This is a genomic window from Burkholderiaceae bacterium, assembly GCA_024235995.1.
Classification (GTDB): domain Bacteria; phylum Pseudomonadota; class Gammaproteobacteria; order Burkholderiales; family Burkholderiaceae_C; genus Ottowia.
In genome coordinates, this window is the sequence record JACKLI010000001.1 from 204,509 (window position 1) to 220,895 (window position 16,387).

Genomic DNA, 16,387 nt, shown 5'->3' on the forward strand with positions numbered 1-16,387 from the left:
TGGTGGTGAGACATGCGCCCTGGGCGGGCCATCGGCAACGCGCTGGCCCGCTCGAGGCCCGGTGTTGACGACAGCCCCGTCGGGCGCGGTGCCCGTTTATGCCCCAGCTGCGCAAGCTTGTCATCTTGACGTGGGACAAGGCATGGCTGGCAGCAGGGTTTCCACGCAATCATCGCTGCGGCAAGCCCTGGCGCGGCCAAAGAAAAAGCCGCCCGAAGGCGGCTTTTTGATCAAAAACCTGGTTGCGCGAGGAGGATTTGAACCTCCGACCTTTGGGTTATGAGCCCAACGAGCTACCAGACTGCTCCATCGCGCGGCAAGCTTGAAATTATAACCTATTTTTATTCGGCCTTGGGCTCGTCACCCGCTTCGGGGCGATCCAGCAGCTCAACGAAGGCCATCGGTGCGTTGTCGCCGACGCGAAAGCCCATCTTCAGGATGCGCGTGTAGCCGCCCGGACGGGCCTTGAAGCGCGGACCCAGGTCGGTGAACAGCTTGGCCACGCTGGCGTCGTCGCGCAGGCGGGCAAAGGCCAGGCGGCGGTTGGCCACGCTGTCGTTCTTGGCCAGGGTGATCATGGGCTCGATCACGCGGCGCAGTTCCTTGGCCTTGGGGACCGTGGTCTTGATCGCCTCGTGGGCAATCAGCGAGTTCATCATGTTGCGCAGCATCGCCAGGCGATGCGAGCTGGTGCGGTTGAGTTTGCGCAGGCCGTGACCGTGTCGCATGGTGCTTTTCCTTTCTTGCCTTGTTGTGCAGGCCGCCGGATCAGGTACGGCCTGGTGCACGAAACGCCGCCCGAGGATGGGCGGCTACTATGAAACCAATAGCTTTCAGCGCTTGTCCAGACCCGACGGGGGCCAGTTTTCGAGCTTCATGCCCAGGGTGAGGCCGCGCGAGGCCAGCACTTCCTTGATCTCGTTGAGCGACTTGCGGCCCAGGTTGGGGGTCTTGAGCAGCTCGTTCTCGGTGCGCTGGATCAGATCGCCGATGTAGTAGATGTTCTCGGCCTTCAGGCAGTTGGCCGAGCGCACCGTCAGCTCCAGCTCATCGACCGGACGCAGCAGGATCGGGTCGAACGTCGTCGGGGCGCGCTGGGCGGTCGGCTCGAACAGGCCGTCGATCGCCGGGCCTTCGAGCTGCGCGAACACCGCCAGCTGCTCGACCAGGATCTTGGCCGACGCGCGCACCGCCTCCTCGGCGGTGATGGCGCCGTTGGTCTCGATCTCCATCACCAGCTTGTCCAGGTCGGTGCGCTGCTCGACGCGCGCGTTCTCGACCGCGTAGCTGACGCGCTTGACCGGCGAATACGAGGCGTCGAGCACGATGCGGCCGATCGACTTGGTGGTCTCGTCGGCGTAGCGGCGCAGCGTGCCGGGCACGTAGCCGCGGCCCTTCTCGACCTTGATCTGCATGTCCAGCTTGCCGCCTTGCGACAGGTTGGCGATGACGTGCTGCGGGTTGACGATCTCGACGTCGTGCGGCGTCTGGATGTCGGCCGCGGTGACCACGCCCTCGCCGTCCTTGCGCAGGCTGAGCGTGACCTCGTCGCGGTTGTGCAGCTTGAACACCACGCCCTTCAAGTTGAGCAGGATGTTGACCACGTCCTCCTGGACGCCGTCGATGCTGGAGTATTCGTGCACCACGCCGGCGATCGTCACCTCGGTGGGCGCGTAGCCCACCATGGACGACAGCAGCACGCGGCGCAGGGCGTTGCCCAGGGTGTGCCCATAGCCGCGCTCGAAGGGCTCGAGCGTGACCTTGGCCTTGTGCTCGCTCAAGGGCTCGACGTGGATGGCTTTGGGTTTCAGCAATTGGCTTTGCATTCTTCAGACTTCCTCTCAATACCCCCGGCTCGTTACACCGGTAAGGCTGGTGAAGCGCCAAACCCGCCAGGGATGGCGGGCTGGAACTGGGTGCGTCGACGGGCGCGCAAGAATCAGCGCGAGTACAGTTCGACGATCAGCGACTCGTTGATGTCCGCGCCGAACTCGTCGCGGTCCGGCACCTTCTTGAACGTGCCTTCGGCCTTGTCGGCATTGACCTCGACCCAGCCCGGGAAACCCACCTGGCCGGCCAGTTGCAGCGCCTCGAGCACGCGCGTCTGCTTCTTGGACTTCTCGCGCACGGCCACCACGTCGCCGGCCTTGACCAAGTACGACGGGATATTGACCGGCTGGCCGTTGACGGTGACCGCCTTGTGCGACACCAGCTGGCGCGCCTCGGCGCGGGTGGAGCCGAAGCCCATGCGGTAGACCACGTTGTCCAGGCGCGACTCCAGCAGCGACAGCAGGTTGGAGCCGGTGTTGCCGCGGCGGCGCTCGGCCTCGGCGAAGTAACGGCGGAACTGCTTCTCCAGCACGCCGTACATGCGCTTGACCTTCTGCTTCTCGCGCAGCTGCAGGCCGTAGTCGGAGGTTCGCTGGCCCGAGGTGCGGCCGTGCTGGCCGGGCTTGGATTCGAACTTGACCTTGTCGGTGATCGAGCGGCGCGCGCTCTTCAGGAACAGGTCGGTGCCTTCACGGCGGGAGAGTTTGGCCTTGGGGCCGAGATAGCGTGCCACGTGAGCTTCCTTTTACATGTCATCTGCCACGGCCGTTTCCGCCGTGGGAGCCGCAGAACCGAATGCCTGCGGCGGTGGGCTTAAAAAACACAAGGACGGCATGCGAAGCCATGCCGTGTCGACCCGTCGTTATCAGATCCGGCGGCGTTTCTGCGGACGGCAGCCGTTGTGCGGCACCGGCGTCACGTCGGAAATGGAGTTGATGCGAATGCCCAGCGCGGCCAGGGCGCGCACCGAGGACTCGCGGCCAGGGCCGGGGCCCTTGATCTCGACGTCCAGGTTCTTGATGCCCTGGTCGATGGCCGCGCGGCCGGCCACTTCGGACGCCACCTGGGCGGCGAACGGCGTGGACTTGCGCGAGCCCTTGAAACCCTGGCCACCCGAGGACGCCCACGACAAGGCGTTGCCCTGGCGGTCGGTGATGGTGATGATGGTGTTGTTGAACGACGCGTGCACGTGCGCAATGCCGTCCGCGATGTTCTTGCGGACTTTCTTGCGAACGCGTTGCGCGGCGTTGCTGGCGGGAGCTTTGGCCATGTTTGAACGGTTCCTTGATTATTTCTTCAGCGACTGCGCGGCCTTGCGCGGACCCTTGCGCGTGCGTGCGTTGGTGCGCGTACGCTGGCCGCGCATCGGCAGGCCGCGGCGGTGGCGGAAACCCCGGTAGCAGCCGATGTCCATCAAGCGCTTGATGTTCATCGTGGTCTCGCGGCGCAGGTCGCCCTCGATCGTGTACTTGGCGATCTGGTCGCGGATCTTTTCCTGGTCGCCGTCCGTCAGGTCCTTGACCTTCTTGGAGTAGGCGATGCCGCAGGCGTCGCAGATGTCGCGCGCGCGCTGACGGCCGATGCCGAAGATCGCCGTCAGGCCGATTTCGGTGTGCTGATGCGGCGGAATGTTGATACCAGCAATACGTGCCATGGTGGGTATGTCCTCTTGAACTATCTGACCGGCAAGCGGGGCTCAGCCCTGGCGCTGCTTGTGACGCGGGTCGGTGCAGATGACGCGAACCACACCCTTGCGACGGATGATCTTGCAGTTACGGCAAATTTTCTTGACCGAAGCTGACACTCTCATTTCATTCTCCTAAAACCCTTGTGCCCGAGGCCTTTGGCCCAGCGGGACGGCATTCATGTTGACGTTGGCAAACCAATAATCTTTTCTCGACACCGGCGCTCAGCCGCCAACGGTGGTCTTGAAATTGGCCTTCTTGAGCAGCGACTCGTACTGCTGGCTCATCATGTAGTTCTGCACCTGGGCCATGAAGTCCATGGTGACCACCACCAGAATCAGCAACGAGGTGCCGCCGAAGTAGAACGGCACGTTGTAGCGCAAGATCAGGAACTCGGGCAGCAGGCAGACCAGCGTCACGTAGATGGCGCCCACCAGCGTCAGCCGCATCAGGATCTTGTCGATGTACTTGGCGGTCTGCTCTCCCGGACGAATGCCCGGAATGAACGCCCCGCTCTTTTTCAGGTTGTCGGCGGTCTCGCGGCTGTTGAACACCAGCGCCGTGTAGAAGAAGCAGAAGAAGATGATCGCCGTGGCGTACAGCAGCACGTAGATCGGCTGGCCCGGCGACAGCGTGGAGGCGATGTCCTTGAGCCACAGCATCGAGTCGCCGGTGCTGAACCAGCCCACCACCGTGGCCGGCAGCAGGATGATCGACGAAGCGAAGATGGGCGGAATCACGCCGGCCATGTTCAGCTTGAGCGGCAGATGCGACGATTGCCCGCCGTACACCTTGTTGCCCACCTGGCGGCGCGCGTAGTTGACCAGGATCTTGCGCTGGCCGCGTTCGACGAACACCACGAAATAGGTCACCAGGCACACCACGGCGACGATGAACAGTGCCACGATGATGCTCATGGCACCCGTACGCACCAGCTCCATCAGGCCGCCCACGGCGCCCGGCAGGCCGGCCGCGATGCCCGCGAAGATCAGGATCGAGATGCCGTTGCCCAGGCCGCGCTCGGTGATCTGCTCGCCCAGCCACATCAGAAACAGGCTGCCCGCCGTCAGGCTGACCACCGCCGTCAGGCGAAAGCCCCAGCCCGGGCTGATGACCAGGCCCTGCGAGGCCTCCAGCGCGACGGCGATGCCGAAGGACTGGAACGTGGACAGGCCCAGCGTGCCGTAGCGGGTGTACTGGGTGATCTTGCGCTGCCCGGACTGGCCCTCTTTCTTGAGGGCCTCGAACGCGGGCATGACGTAGGTCATCAACTGCATGATGATCGACGCCGAAATGTACGGCATGATGCCCAGCGCGAACACGGTGAAGCGCGACAGCGCCCCGCCCGAGAACATGTTGAACAGGTTCAGGATGCCGCCCTGCTGGCTCTGGAACAGTTGACGCAACTGGTCCGGGTTGATGCCAGGCACGGGAATGTGCGCGCCGATCCGGTACACGACCAGCGCGCCCAGCAAAAAGAACAGGCGGCGGCGCAGATCGCCGTACTTGCCTGTCTTTGCGACTTGGTTTGCGCCAGTAGCCACGTCAGTCGATCGCTTTCTGATGGGCCGGCATCAAGCCAGCGCGCCGCCGGCCGCCTCGATGGCCGCCTTGGCACCCGCCGTCGCGCCGATGCCCGTCAGCTTGACGGCACGGGTCAGCTCGCCGCTCTTGATGACCTTGACCACGCGGGCCAGCTCGCGCACCAGCCCCGCCTGCTTGAGCGTGAGCAGGTTCACCTCGGCCTGGCCCAGGCGGTCGAGCTCACCCAGAGTGATCTCGGCGTTGTACTTGAGCGAGGCCGACTTGAAACCGCGCTTGGGCAGGCGACGCTGCATGGGCATCTGGCCGCCTTCGAAGCCGACCTTGTGGTAGCCGCCCGAACGGGACTTCTGGCCCTTGTGGCCGCGGCCGGCCGTCTTGCCCAGGCCGGAGCCGATGCCGCGCCCGACGCGGCGGCGCGGGCGCTTGGCGCCGTCACCGGGTTTGATGCTGTTGAGTTCCATCTCGCAAATTCCTCAGACGATGCGGACCAGGTAGTCGATCTTGTTGATCATGCCGCGCACCGCGGGCGTGTCCTGCAGCTCGCGCACGCTGTTGAGCTTGCGCAGGCCCAGGCCACGCACGGTGGCGCGGTGGTCCATCTTGCAGCCGATGGGGCTGCGCACCAGTTGGACCTTGACGGTCTTGGTTTGCTGTGTCATGCCATCACTCCTCAGGCGGTGAAGATGTCTTCGACCGACTTGCCGCGCTTGGCCGCCACTTCGGAGGCCGTGGTGCAGTTGTTCAGCGCATCCAGCGTGGCACGCACCATGTTGTAGGGGTTGGACGTGCCGTGGCTCTTGGCCACGATATCGGTGATGCCCAGCACCTCGAACACCGCGCGCATCGGGCCGCCGGCGATGATGCCGGTGCCGCGCGGCGCGGGCGCCATCATCACGGTGGCGGCGCCGTGGTGGCCCGTCACGTTGTGGTGGATGGTGCCGTCTTTGAGCGAGACCTTGCGCAGGTTGCGGCGCGCCTCGTCCATGGCCTTCTGCACGGCGGCGGGCACTTCCTTGGACTTGCCCTTGCCCATGCCGACACGGCCATCGCCATCGCCCACCACGGTGAGCGCGGCAAAACCCAGAATCCGGCCGCCCTTGACCACCTTGGTCACGCGGTTGACCGAAATCATCTTCTCGCGCAGGCCGTCCTCCGGACCGTCACCTTGCGTTCTTGCCTGAAACCTTGCCATCTTGTCCGTCCTCGCAATCAGAACTGCAGGCCCGCTTCGCGGGCTGCCTCGGCCAGCGCCTTGACGCGGCCGTGATACGCAAAACCGGCGCGGTCGAACGCCACCTGCTCGACGCCGGCGGCCTTGGCACGCTCGGCGATACGCTTGCCGATCACCTGCGCGGCCGCCACGTTGGCGCCCTTGCCCGCGCCGCCCAGCTGCTTGCGCATCTCGGCTTCGGCCGTGGAAGCGCTGGCCAGCACGCGCGCGCCGTCGCCGGAAATGACGGCGGCGTAGATGTGCAGGTTGGTGCGGTTGACGGTCAGGCGGGCCACGCCTTGCGTCGCGATGCGGATGCGCGTCTGGCGGGCACGGCGAAGACGCTGCTCTTTCTTGGTCATCATGATGCAGGTCCTTATTTCTTCTTGGTTTCCTTGATCACCACCTTCTCGTCCGCATAGCGGATGCCCTTACCCTTGTAGGGCTCGGGCGGACGAGCGGCGCGGATCACGGCAGCCATCTGGCCGACGGCCTGGCGATCGGCGCCCTTGACGACGATCTCGGTCGGCGCCGGGGTCTCGACCTTCAGGCCGGCCGGCATGTCGAAGTTGACGGGGTGCGAAAAACCGATCGACAGGTTGAGCTTGTTGCCCTGGGCCTGGGCGCGGAAACCCACGCCGACCAGGTTCAGCTTCTTCTCGAAGCCCTTGCTCACGCCCACCACCATGTTGTTGACCAGCTGGCGCATGGTGCCGCTCATGGCGTTGGCCTCGCGCGATTCGTCGGCCGGCACGAAGCTCAGGTTGGCGCCGTTGGCGGCGACCTTGACCAGCGGGTTGGTGGCCAGCTTCAGCTCGCCGCCGCTGCCCTTGACGGTGATCTGCTCGTCACCGATCTTGACGTCCACGCCAGCCGGCACGGACACACCCATTTTTGCGATACGCGACATCTGAATTTCTCCTTAGGCCACGTAGCACAGCACTTCGCCGCCGACCCCGGTGGCACGCGCCTTGCGGTCGGTCATCACGCCGCGGGGGGTGGTGACGATGGCCACGCCCAGGCCGTTCATGACCTGGGGAATGGCGTCGCGGCCCTTGTACACGCGCAGGCCGGGACGGCTGACGCGCTCGATGCGCTCGATGACCGGGCGGCCGGCGTAGTACTTGAGGGCGATTTCGAGCTCGGACTTGCCGGCCTCGGACTTGACCTGGAAACCGTCGATGTAGCCCTCGTCCTTCAGAACCTGGGCAATGGCCACCTTGACCTTGGACGACGGCACCGACACGGTCTGCTTGGCCACCATCTGCGCGTTGCGGATGCGGGTCAGCAGGTCGGCAATGGGATCACTCATGCTCATGTTGCTTTACTCCTGCCGATTACCAGCTGGCCTTGGTGACGCCGGGGATCTGGCCCTCGAACGCCAGCTCGCGCACCTTGGCGCGGCCCAGGCCGAACTGGCGGAACGTGCCACGCGGGCGGCCGGTGATTTCGCAGCGGTTGCGCTGGCGCGTCGGGTTGGCGTTGCGCGGCAGCTTCTGCAGCGCCAGGCGGGCCTGCGCGCGCTCGTCATCGCCACGCTTGGCGTCGTTGGCGATGGCCTTCAGCTCGGCATGCTTCTTGGCGTACTTGGCGACCAGTTTCTCGCGCTTGAGTTCGCGCTCGATCAAAGCGGTTTTTGCCACGGGTTCACCCTCAGTTCTTGAACGGGAAACGGAAGCCCGCGAGCAGCGCCTTGCACTCCTCGTCGTTCTTGGCCGTCGTCGTGATGGAGATGTTCAGGCCGCGCAGGGCGTCGACCTTGTCGTACTCGATCTCGGGGAAGATGATCTGCTCTTTGACGCCCACGTTGTAGTTGCCGCGGCCGTCGAAGGAGCGCCCCGAGATGCCGCGGAAGTCGCGCACGCGCGGCAGCGCCACGGTGACGAAGCGGTCGAGAAACTCGTACATGCGCGCGCCGCGCAGGGTCACCATGGTGCCGATGGCCTGCTGCTCGCGGATCTTGAAGCCGGCGATGGCCTTCTTGGCCTTGGTGACGACGGGCTTCTGGCCGGCGATCTTGGTCAGGTCGGCGACGGCGTTGTCCATGATCTTCTTGTCGGCCACGGCCTCGCTCACGCCCATGTTGAGCGTGATCTTGGTGATGCGCGGCACCTCCATGGGCGATTTGTAGCCGAACTTCTTGATCAGCTCGGGCGCCACTTTTTCGCGGTAGTGTTGTTGCAGTCGTGCCATGGTGAACCTCAGGCCTTGATCTCTTCGCCGCTGGACTTGAACACGCGCACGCGGGTGCCGTCCTGCAGGGTCTTGATGCCGACGCGATCGGCCTTGCCGCTCGCCTTGTTGTAGATGGCCACGTTGGACTGCTGGATCGGCATGGCCTTCTCGACGATGCCGCCCTGGATGCCCTTCATGGGGTTGGGCTTGGCGTGCTTCTTGACGAGGTTGATGCCGTCGACCAGCACGCGATCGGCGTCCACGCGCAGCGACACCGTGCCGCGCTTGCCCTTGTCGCGCCCGGCGATCACGATCACCTCATCGCCCTTGCGAATCTTGTTCATGTCTCGCGCCTTTCCTTACAGGACTTCGGGAGCGAGCGACACGATCTTCATGAAGCGCTCGGTGCGCAGCTCGCGCGTGACCGGGCCGAAGATGCGGGTGCCGATGGGCTCCAGCTTGTTGTTGAGCAGCACGGCGGCGTTGCCGTCGAACTTGATGAGCGAGCCGTCGCCGCGGCGGATGCCCTTGGCGGTGCGCACCACGACGGCGCTGTAGATCTCGCCCTTCTTGACGCGGCCGCGCGGGGCGGCCTCTTTCACGCTCACCTTGATGATGTCGCCCACGCTGGCGTAACGCCGCTTGGAACCGCCCAGCACCTTGATGCACATGACGGACTTGGCGCCGGTGTTGTCGGCGACCTCGAGCCTGGATTCAGTCTGGATCATTGTTCAATGTTTCCCAACTTGCACCCGGCTCGAGGATCGAGCCGGATCAGTCTTGGGCCCAGCGCCGTGCGCCCTCAAAAAGAGCGCCCAGTGCTTTCGCGGGGCTGAAATTCTTCCGCCAGTATTGGCGAAGCCGGCGATTATGACCGATTTTCAAAGGCCGGTCAAGCGCTGCCGGTTGCGCCCTGTTGGGCATAGGCCGCAGCCAACCATTCAAACGACGCCTGCGCCGGCTCGCGCCCCAGCTCGTCCTGCAGCACGGCGGCCACGGCGGGGGCGGCGCGGGCGGCCTGCGCGGCGTCCAGAAACAGCAGGCGGCAGCGGCGCGCCAGCACGTCCTCGACCGTGCGCGCGTATTCGTGGCGCGCGGCAAAGCGCACCATGGCCTCGGTCAGGCCGGGGGCCAGTTCGCGCCCGGCGCCGGGTAGGCCGGCCAGCAGGGGCGCCTCGGCGCCGTAGGAGTGCAGGCCCTGCGGCTGGCTGATGGGCACGGGGGCCACGGGCCGGCTGCCCTCGGCCGGGGCGCCCACCAACTTCAGCCCCGCCGTGCGCGAGGGGCCGCGCGCGGCCAGCCGCCCGCTGTCCACGCAGTGGGCCAGCACGTCCTCGGCCATGGCGCGGTAGGTGGTCCACTTGCCGCCCGTCACGGTGACCAGGCCCGAGCGCGCCACACGCACCGTGTGCTCGCGGCTGATGGACTTGGTGCTGCCGGCGTCGCCCCCCGGGCGCACCAGCGGGCGCAGGCCGGCCCAACTGCTGAGGATGTCGGCGCGGGTGGGCGCTCGCTTCAGGTAACGCGCGGCCTCGGTCAGGATGAAGTCCAGCTCGGACGCCTGCGGGCGCGGCTCCAGCGGCACGTCGCCGCGCGGGGTGTCGGTGGTACCCAAAATGAGCTTGCCCAGCCAGGGCACGGCAAACAGCACCCGGCCGTCGCGCGTGCTGGGCACCAGCAGGGCGTGCTCGCCGGGCAGAAAGCTCTGGTCGACCACCACGTGCACGCCCTGGCTGGGCTCGACCATGGGCGCCAGCTTTTGCCCGGCCTGTTGCGCGTCCTGCTGGCGCAGGGTGTCGACCCACACGCCGGTGGCGTTGACGATGCAGCCGGCCTGCACGCGCCATTCGCGCCCGCTCTCGGCATCGCGCAGGCGCAGGCCCACGGCCTGGCCGGCGTCGTGCAGCACCTCCAGCGCCTCGCAGTAATTCAGCACCAGCGCGCCCTGCGCGGCCGCCGTGCGCGCCAGCGCCAGCGCCAGGCGGGCGTCGTCGAACTGGCCGTCCCAGTACTTGACGCCGCCCTTCAGGCCCTGCGGCTGCACGCCGGGCAGCAGGCGCTGCGTTTGCCCCGCGCCCAGCCATTGGGTGGCGCCCAGGCCGGCGCGGCCGGCCAGCAGGTCGTACATCTTCAGGCCCACGCCGTAGAACGGCGTCTCCCACAGCTTGTAGGAGGGCATGACGAAGGCCAGCGGCTGCGCCAGGTGCGGCGCGCTGTCGAGGATGTGCACGCGCTCGTGCAGCGCCTCGCGCACCAGGTGGATGTCGCCCTGCGCCAGGTAGCGCACGCCGCCGTGCACCAGCTTGGTGGCGCGCGAGGAGGTGCCCTTGGCGAAGTCGTGCGCCTCCACCAGCAGCACGCTGTGCCCGCGCAGGGCGGCGTCCAGCGCCACGCCCAGGCCGGTGGCGCCGCCGCCGACCACGGCCAGGTCGTAGCGGCGCGGCGCGTCCAGTTGCGCCAGCAGGGCGGCGCGGTCGGTGGGCAAGGGGGCTGGGTTCATCCGTCGATAACTATGTTTTTAATAGCTGCCAGCGCTTGGTTGGCCGGGGCAAGCCCTGATTTTATGCCGCATGGCCTTCACGCGCCCAGCCGCGCGCACGCGCCACCGCCTCGCGCCAGCGGGCCACGCGCTGGCGCCGCGCCGGCTCGGACAGCTGGGGCTCGAAGCGCCGGTCGACCGCCCACTGCGCCGCGATCTCGCCGCCGCCCGACCACACGCCGGTGGCCAGCCCGGCCAGGTAGGCCGCGCCCAGGGCGGTGGTCTCGGTCACGCGCGGGCGCACCACGGGCACGCCAGCCAAGTCGGCCTGCATCTGCATCAGCAGGTCGTTGCGGCTGGCGCCGCCGTCCACGCGCAGCTCGGTCAGTTGGATGCCGGCGTCGCGCACCATGGCGCCGAACAGGTCGGCCGACTGCAGGGCGATGGCCTCCAGCGCGGCGCGGGCGATGTGCGCGCGCGTGCTGCCGCGCGTCAGGCCCACCAGGGTGCCGCGCGCGCGGCCGTCCCAGTCGGGCGCGCCCAGGCCGGCAAAGGCGGGCACCAAAAAGACGTCGCCGGTGTCGGGCACGCTGGCGGCCAGGGGCTCGATGGCGGCGGCGCTGTCGATGATGCCCAGGCCGTCGCGCAGCCACTGCACCGTGGCGCCGGCCATGAACACCGATCCTTCAAGACAGTAGGCCGTGCGGTGCGCTCCCGCCGCGCCCGGCCCCTGCCAGCCGACGGTGCTGAGCAAGCGGTTGCGGCTGGCCACGGCCTGCGTGCCGGTGTTCATCAGCATGAAGCAGCCGGTGCCGTAGGTGTTCTTGGCCATGCCGGGCGCAAAGCAGGCCTGGCCGAAGGTGGCGGCCTGCTGGTCGCCGGCCACGCCGGCGATCGGGATCGGCGCCGCGCCCAGCAGCCCGGCCGCGCTTTCGCCCAGCACGCCGCTGGAGGGCACGATGCGCGGCAGCAGCGCACGCGGGATGTGGAACAGCCGCAGCAGCTCATCGTCCCAGTCCAGCGTGTGGATGTCCATCAGCAGGGTGCGGGCGGCGTTGCTGGGGTCGGTGGCGTGCACCCGGCCGCCCGTGAGCTTGAAGATCAGCCAGCTGTCGACGGTGCCGAAGGCCAGCTCGCCCGCCTCGGCGCGCGCGCGGGCGCCGGGCACCTCGTCCAGCAGCCATTCGAGCTTGGTGGCCGAGAAGTACGCATCCAGCACCAGCCCGGTCTTGCGCTGGATGAGGCCCGCCTGGCCGGCGCGGCGCAGCTGCTCGCAGCGCGCCGTGGTGCGCCGGTCCTGCCAGACGATGGCGCGCGCCACCGGGCGGCCCGTGGCGCGCTCCCACAGCACCGTGGTCTCGCGCTGGTTGGTGATGCCGATTGCTACTATTTCGGGAGCTGATTGGGCATGACCCGCCCGGGCTGTAGCCAGTTTTTGCATGCATTCGCGCGCCACGGCCAGCTGCGTGGCCCAGATCTCGTCGGCGTCGTGCTCCACCCAGCCGGGCTGCGGAAAGTGCTGCGCGAACTCGCGCTGCGCCAGCGCCGCCACCTGGCCGCGCTCGTCGAAGGCGATGGCGCGGCTGCTGGTGGTGCCCTGGTCGAGTGCAAGGATGTATCGCATGGCGGCAAGCGTAGCGCAAGGGCCTTGCGCCTACACTGCGGGCAAACCTGAACCGCATCGACCCGCCATGTCAGCCAGCCCCCTGCCCCCCTCCACCCGCATCGCCTTCATCGGCGGCGGCAACATGGCCAGCGCCATCCTCGGCGGGCTGATCCAGCGCGGGCTGCCGGCGGCGCAGATCACCGTGGTCGAGCCCTTCGAGGCCGCGCGCGCCGCGCTGCGCGAGCACCATGGCATCGAAGCCCTGCCGGCCGCCAGCGCTGCGCTGGCCGGCAGCGACCTGCTGGTGTGGGCCGTCAAGCCGCAGAGCTTTCAGGCCGCCGCCGCGCCGGTGGCGCCGCACGTGGGCGGCGCGCTGCAGCTGTCGGTGATGGCCGGCATCCGCTCGGACGCCATCGCCCGCGCCACCGGCGCCGCCCGCATCGTGCGCTGCATGCCCAACACGCCGGCGCTGGTGGGGCGCGGCATGACGGGGCTGTTTGCCGGCCCCGCCGCCAGCGACGCCGACCGCGCGCTGGCCGAGACGGTGATCCGCACCACGGGCGACGCGCTGTGGGTGCAGCGCGAGGAACAGCTGGACGCCGTCACCGCCCTGTCGGGCTCGGGCCCGGCCTATGTCTTCTACTTTCTGGAGGCCATGCAGCAGGCCGGCGCCGAGCTGGGCCTGTCGCCCGAGCAGGCCCGCCAGCTGGCCGTGGGCACCTTTGCCGGCGGCGCGCACCTGGCCGGCGCATCGCCCGAGCCGCTGGCCACCCTGCGCGAGCGCGTGACCAGCAAGGGTGGCACCACCTACGCCGCGCTGACGGCCATGGAGCAGGCCGGCGTCAAGGCCGCCTTCGTGCAGGCCATGCACGCGGCCTGCCAGCGCGCCAAGGAGCTGGGCGACGAGTTCGGGGGCTGAGAAGGCGTGAACGAACCCGTCATGCCCGCTCATCCCGCCCAAACGCGCCCGCTCGGCGTTGCAAATGCTCGCCGTAGCCCAAGCTACGTCTGCGCTTTGCGCCTTGATCGGCCACGTTTGGGCAGCCTGCTCGGGCACGCCGGATTCATTCACACCTTCTGAGCGCGCTTCAGCGCACGGCCAATGCCAGCGCGATGCCGGCAAACACCGTGGCGCCCAGCCAGTGGTTCTGGCTGAAGGCGGTAAAGCAGCCCTCGCGCGTGCGGTGGCGAATCAGCGTGTAGTGCCACGCGGCCTGCGCGGCGGCCAGGGCAAAGGCCGCAACCAGGATGGGCGACGGCGCGCGGGCGACGCCGACGGCCAGCCACACGGCCAGATAGACGACGTAAAAGCCCATCACCGCCGCCACGTCGAAGCGGCCCAGGGTGATGGCCGAGGTCTTCATGCCGATCTTCAGGTCGTCGTCGCGGTCGACCATGGCGTATTCGGTGTCGTAGGCCAGCACCCAGAAGGCGTTGCCCAGCAGCAGGATCCAGGCTTCGGGCGGCACCCGGCCCTGCACCGCCGCGTAGGCCATCGGAATGCCGAAGGAAAAGGCCACGCCCAGCACGGCCTGCGGCATGGACACGTGGCGCTTGGCAAAGGGATAGACGAGGGCGATGGCCAGCGCCGGAAACGACCAGGCGATGGCCGCCGGCGTGGTGGTCAGCACCAGGCCGAAGGCAGCCAGCGCCAGCACGGCGCCCACGGCCAGGGCCTCGCGCACGCCGACTTCGCCCGTGGTGACGGGGCGCCTGGCGGTGCGCTTGACGTGGCGGTCGAACTCGCGGTCGGCCACGTCGTTGACGCAGCAGCCGGCCGAGCGCATGAGGATGGTGCCGGCCACGAACACCGCCAGCAGGTGCCAGCCCGGAAAGCCGCCCGCCGCCAGCCACAGCGCGCTGAGTGTGGGCCACAGCAGCACCAGCCAGCCGGCGGGGCGGCTCCAGCGGATCAGGTCGAGGTATTGGGCGAGCTTGCCGCGGGACGGGGCGGAGGCGGTCATGCAATGAAAACGATAGCTGATAGCGCTTGTTGTATACGGTCTAGAGGTTGATTTTGCTTGAAATCCATGGCGCCCTTGTCACGTGCGCCGCCGCCGGCCCTCACGACAGGCGGGTGACGCCCGGCAGCTCGCAGGCATAGACGGCGTTGCGCAGCGCGGCGATGGCCTCGTAGCGCGTGAAGCTGCGCCGCCAGGCCAGCACCACGCGGCGGGTGGGCGGGGCGGCGCCGGCGTGCTCGTCCACCACGGGCAGGTAGCGCAGCAGCGGCTCGGTGCCGTGCACGTCGGGCGCGGGCACGGCCAGCGCGGGCACCAGGGTCACGCCCATGCCGGCGGCCACCATGTGCTTGATGGTCTCCAGCGACGAGCCCTCGAAGCTCTTGCGGATGCCGTCGGCGGCGCTGGCGAAGCGCGCGAACTCGGGGCACACCTGCAGCACGTGGTCGCGAAAGCAGTGGCCGGTGCCCAGCAGCAGCATGGTCTGGCCCTGCAGCTGCTGCGAGGTGACGGACGCCTGCGCCGCCAGCGGGTGGCCCACGGGCACGGCGGCGACGAAGGGCTCGTCGTACAGCGGCGCCACGGCCAGGCCGGTGTCGGGAAAGGGCTCGGCCAGGATGGCGCAGTCGATCTCACCGGTACGCAGCATCTCCAGCAGACGTGCGGTGAAGTTCTCCTGCAGCATCAGCGGCATCTGCGGCGTGCGCTCGATGTTGCGGCGCACCAGCTCGGGCAGCAGGTAGGGGCCGATGGTATAGATCACGCCCAGCTTGAGCGGACCGCCCAGCGGGTCCTTGCCGCGCTTGGCGATCTCCTTGATCTCGGCCGCCTGCTCCAGCACGCTCTGGGCCTGGCGCACGATCGCCTCGCCCAGCGCGGTGACGGTGATCTCGCCGCTGCTGCGCTCGAACAGCTTGAGCTCCAGCTCGTCCTCCAGCTTCTTGACCGCCACCGACAGCGTGGGCTGCGAGACGAAGCAGGCCTCGGCAGCCTTGCCGAAGTGCTTCTCGCGGGCCACGGCCACGATGTATTTCAGTTCTGTAAGGGTCACGGTGTCGGGGTTGGAATGCCGGCGTCAAGGATACGCCAGCATCTGCCCATGTGAAAACGGCCTCGGTGGGACACCGAGGCCGTGGCCCAACCCGGCCCGACGCGTCAGCTGGCCTTGTCCGGAAACTGCCTGGCCAGCCCGTCCGAGAGCACGTCGGCGATCATGTCCATGTGGTGCTGCATGTCGGTCCACAGCTGGGCCTGCTGCGCGGCCGGCGCGCCCGCCATCATGGCGCCGACCTGCTGGCGGTGGTCGCCCGCGTGCATCAGCAGCGCGCCCTGCAGCTGGCCGACGGTCCAGTTCTGCGGGTTGGCGCCGGCAAAGAACTGCGCGATGGCCGTGGCGTTGGCCGCCAGCTCGTCCATGGCCTTTTGCTCGGCCGCCGCGTCGTGGGCCTTGGCCGCCAGCGTCAGCGCCTTCACGCCGGCCCAGTGGCCGCCCAGCGCCTTCAGCGTCGCGTCGTCGGCCGCCGCGCCGTAGAAGCCTCCCACGGCCCCCGCGATCTGCCTGGCGTTGTCGATCACGGCGGCTTCGGCCTTTTGCTGGGCCGCGGCGTTGCCCCCGTGCACGGCCAATGCGTAGTCGCGCGTGGCGGCGATGTGGCCCTGCCACAGCCCGCGCATGGCGGCGTGCAGCTTGGGCGCAGTGGCGGCACTGGCCGCGCTGCTGGCCATGGCCGCGTGCGGGGCGGCGGGTTGCGTGGCCGCGCAGCCGCTCACGGCGGCGCCCAGGGCCATCACGGCGGCCAGGGCGAAAAGACTGAGTTTCATGACGATCTCCTTCGTTGATGGGTGATGAGTGGGTGTAGCGCCGAACGAATGGCTTCATCGGCGTCGCATGGACTC

General features: G+C 68.0%; 23 protein-coding genes and 1 tRNA gene. 1 reads left to right on the plus strand and 23 read right to left on the minus strand.

Annotated features, from left to right (window positions below; translation table 11 throughout):
* Window positions 1-239 precede the first annotated feature (239 nt).
* The 20 genes from H6927_00995 to glpK form a co-directional block, all read right to left on the minus strand.
* Window positions 240-316: transfer RNA gene (locus tag H6927_00995), tRNA-Met, on the minus strand.
* A 25-nt stretch (window positions 317-341) separates the two neighbouring features.
* Window positions 342-728: a 50S ribosomal protein L17 gene (gene rplQ, locus H6927_01000; protein ID MCP5216676.1), complete on the minus strand. Its 387-nt coding sequence runs from the start codon at window positions 726-728 to the stop codon at window positions 342-344.
* A gap of 105 nt (window positions 729-833) precedes the next feature.
* Entirely contained in the window at window positions 834-1,826 is a 993-nt protein-coding gene (rpoA, locus tag H6927_01005) for a DNA-directed RNA polymerase subunit alpha (protein ID MCP5216677.1), read from the minus strand.
* Window positions 1,827-1,939: 113 nt separating this feature from the next.
* On the minus strand, window positions 1,940-2,563 hold the full coding sequence (rpsD, locus tag H6927_01010; GenBank protein ID MCP5216678.1) for a 30S ribosomal protein S4: 624 nt from the start codon (window positions 2,561-2,563) through the stop codon (window positions 1,940-1,942).
* 132 nt (window positions 2,564-2,695) lie between these two features.
* Window positions 2,696-3,100, minus strand: coding sequence for a 30S ribosomal protein S11 (rpsK, locus tag H6927_01015; protein MCP5216679.1), 405 nt, complete (start codon window positions 3,098-3,100; stop codon window positions 2,696-2,698).
* 18 nt (window positions 3,101-3,118) lie between these two features.
* Window positions 3,119-3,484: a 30S ribosomal protein S13 gene (gene rpsM, locus H6927_01020; protein MCP5216680.1), complete on the minus strand. Its 366-nt coding sequence runs from the start codon at window positions 3,482-3,484 to the stop codon at window positions 3,119-3,121.
* A gap of 42 nt (window positions 3,485-3,526) precedes the next feature.
* On the minus strand, window positions 3,527-3,640 hold the full coding sequence (rpmJ, locus tag H6927_01025) for a 50S ribosomal protein L36 (protein ID MCP5216681.1): 114 nt from the start codon (window positions 3,638-3,640) through the stop codon (window positions 3,527-3,529).
* 99 nt (window positions 3,641-3,739) lie between these two features.
* Window positions 3,740-5,059 carry a preprotein translocase subunit SecY gene (gene secY, locus H6927_01030; protein MCP5216682.1) on the minus strand — a complete coding sequence of 440 codons (1,320 nt, stop codon included), beginning with the start codon at window positions 5,057-5,059 and terminating at the stop codon, window positions 3,740-3,742.
* 30 nt (window positions 5,060-5,089) lie between these two features.
* A complete protein-coding gene (rplO, locus tag H6927_01035) occupies window positions 5,090-5,521 on the minus strand; it encodes a 50S ribosomal protein L15 (protein ID MCP5216683.1) in 432 nt (143 codons plus the stop codon).
* 12 nt (window positions 5,522-5,533) lie between these two features.
* Window positions 5,534-5,719 carry a 50S ribosomal protein L30 gene (rpmD, locus tag H6927_01040; GenBank protein ID MCP5216684.1) on the minus strand — a complete coding sequence of 62 codons (186 nt, stop codon included), beginning with the start codon at window positions 5,717-5,719 and terminating at the stop codon, window positions 5,534-5,536.
* A gap of 11 nt (window positions 5,720-5,730) precedes the next feature.
* Window positions 5,731-6,252, minus strand: a complete 522-nt coding sequence (gene rpsE / locus H6927_01045) for a 30S ribosomal protein S5 (protein MCP5216685.1) — start codon at window positions 6,250-6,252, stop codon at window positions 5,731-5,733.
* 17 nt (window positions 6,253-6,269) lie between these two features.
* Window positions 6,270-6,635: a 50S ribosomal protein L18 gene (rplR, locus tag H6927_01050; protein ID MCP5216686.1), complete on the minus strand. Its 366-nt coding sequence runs from the start codon at window positions 6,633-6,635 to the stop codon at window positions 6,270-6,272.
* Between the two features lie 11 nt (window positions 6,636-6,646).
* Window positions 6,647-7,180, minus strand: coding sequence for a 50S ribosomal protein L6 (gene rplF, locus H6927_01055; protein ID MCP5216687.1), 534 nt, complete (start codon window positions 7,178-7,180; stop codon window positions 6,647-6,649).
* Window positions 7,181-7,192: 12 nt separating this feature from the next.
* Window positions 7,193-7,588: a 30S ribosomal protein S8 gene (rpsH, locus tag H6927_01060; GenBank protein ID MCP5216688.1), complete on the minus strand. Its 396-nt coding sequence runs from the start codon at window positions 7,586-7,588 to the stop codon at window positions 7,193-7,195.
* Window positions 7,589-7,607: 19 nt separating this feature from the next.
* Window positions 7,608-7,913 carry a 30S ribosomal protein S14 gene (gene rpsN, locus H6927_01065; protein ID MCP5216689.1) on the minus strand — a complete coding sequence of 102 codons (306 nt, stop codon included), beginning with the start codon at window positions 7,911-7,913 and terminating at the stop codon, window positions 7,608-7,610.
* 10 nt (window positions 7,914-7,923) lie between these two features.
* Window positions 7,924-8,463 carry a 50S ribosomal protein L5 gene (rplE, locus tag H6927_01070; GenBank protein ID MCP5216690.1) on the minus strand — a complete coding sequence of 180 codons (540 nt, stop codon included), beginning with the start codon at window positions 8,461-8,463 and terminating at the stop codon, window positions 7,924-7,926.
* A gap of 8 nt (window positions 8,464-8,471) precedes the next feature.
* A complete protein-coding gene (gene rplX / locus H6927_01075; GenBank protein ID MCP5216691.1) occupies window positions 8,472-8,789 on the minus strand; it encodes a 50S ribosomal protein L24 in 318 nt (105 codons plus the stop codon).
* Window positions 8,790-8,804: 15 nt separating this feature from the next.
* Complete coding sequence (rplN, locus tag H6927_01080) at window positions 8,805-9,173, minus strand: 50S ribosomal protein L14 (protein ID MCP5216692.1); 369 nt, start codon at window positions 9,171-9,173, stop codon at window positions 8,805-8,807.
* 164 nt (window positions 9,174-9,337) lie between these two features.
* Complete coding sequence (locus tag H6927_01085) at window positions 9,338-10,945, minus strand: glycerol-3-phosphate dehydrogenase/oxidase (protein MCP5216693.1); 1,608 nt, start codon at window positions 10,943-10,945, stop codon at window positions 9,338-9,340.
* Between the two features lie 61 nt (window positions 10,946-11,006).
* Entirely contained in the window at window positions 11,007-12,548 is a 1,542-nt protein-coding gene (gene glpK, locus H6927_01090; protein MCP5216694.1) for a glycerol kinase GlpK, read from the minus strand.
* Window positions 12,549-12,615: 67 nt separating this feature from the next.
* Here glpK and H6927_01095 point away from each other — a divergent pair, with 67 nt between their 5' ends.
* Complete coding sequence (locus H6927_01095; protein MCP5216695.1) at window positions 12,616-13,449, plus strand: pyrroline-5-carboxylate reductase; 834 nt, start codon at window positions 12,616-12,618, stop codon at window positions 13,447-13,449.
* Between the two features lie 169 nt (window positions 13,450-13,618).
* Here H6927_01095 and ubiA read toward each other — a convergent pair whose 3' ends face one another.
* From ubiA to H6927_01110, 3 genes are all read right to left on the minus strand, one after another.
* On the minus strand, window positions 13,619-14,494 hold the full coding sequence (gene ubiA, locus H6927_01100) for a 4-hydroxybenzoate octaprenyltransferase (protein MCP5216696.1): 876 nt from the start codon (window positions 14,492-14,494) through the stop codon (window positions 13,619-13,621).
* A gap of 100 nt (window positions 14,495-14,594) precedes the next feature.
* Window positions 14,595-15,542: a LysR family transcriptional regulator gene (locus H6927_01105; protein MCP5216697.1), complete on the minus strand. Its 948-nt coding sequence runs from the start codon at window positions 15,540-15,542 to the stop codon at window positions 14,595-14,597.
* 104 nt (window positions 15,543-15,646) lie between these two features.
* The gene (locus H6927_01110) at window positions 15,647-16,312 is read right to left on the minus strand and encodes a hypothetical protein (protein ID MCP5216698.1); all 666 of its coding nucleotides are present in this window, start codon (window positions 16,310-16,312) and stop codon (window positions 15,647-15,649) included.
* Between the last annotated feature and the right edge of the window lie 75 nt (window positions 16,313-16,387).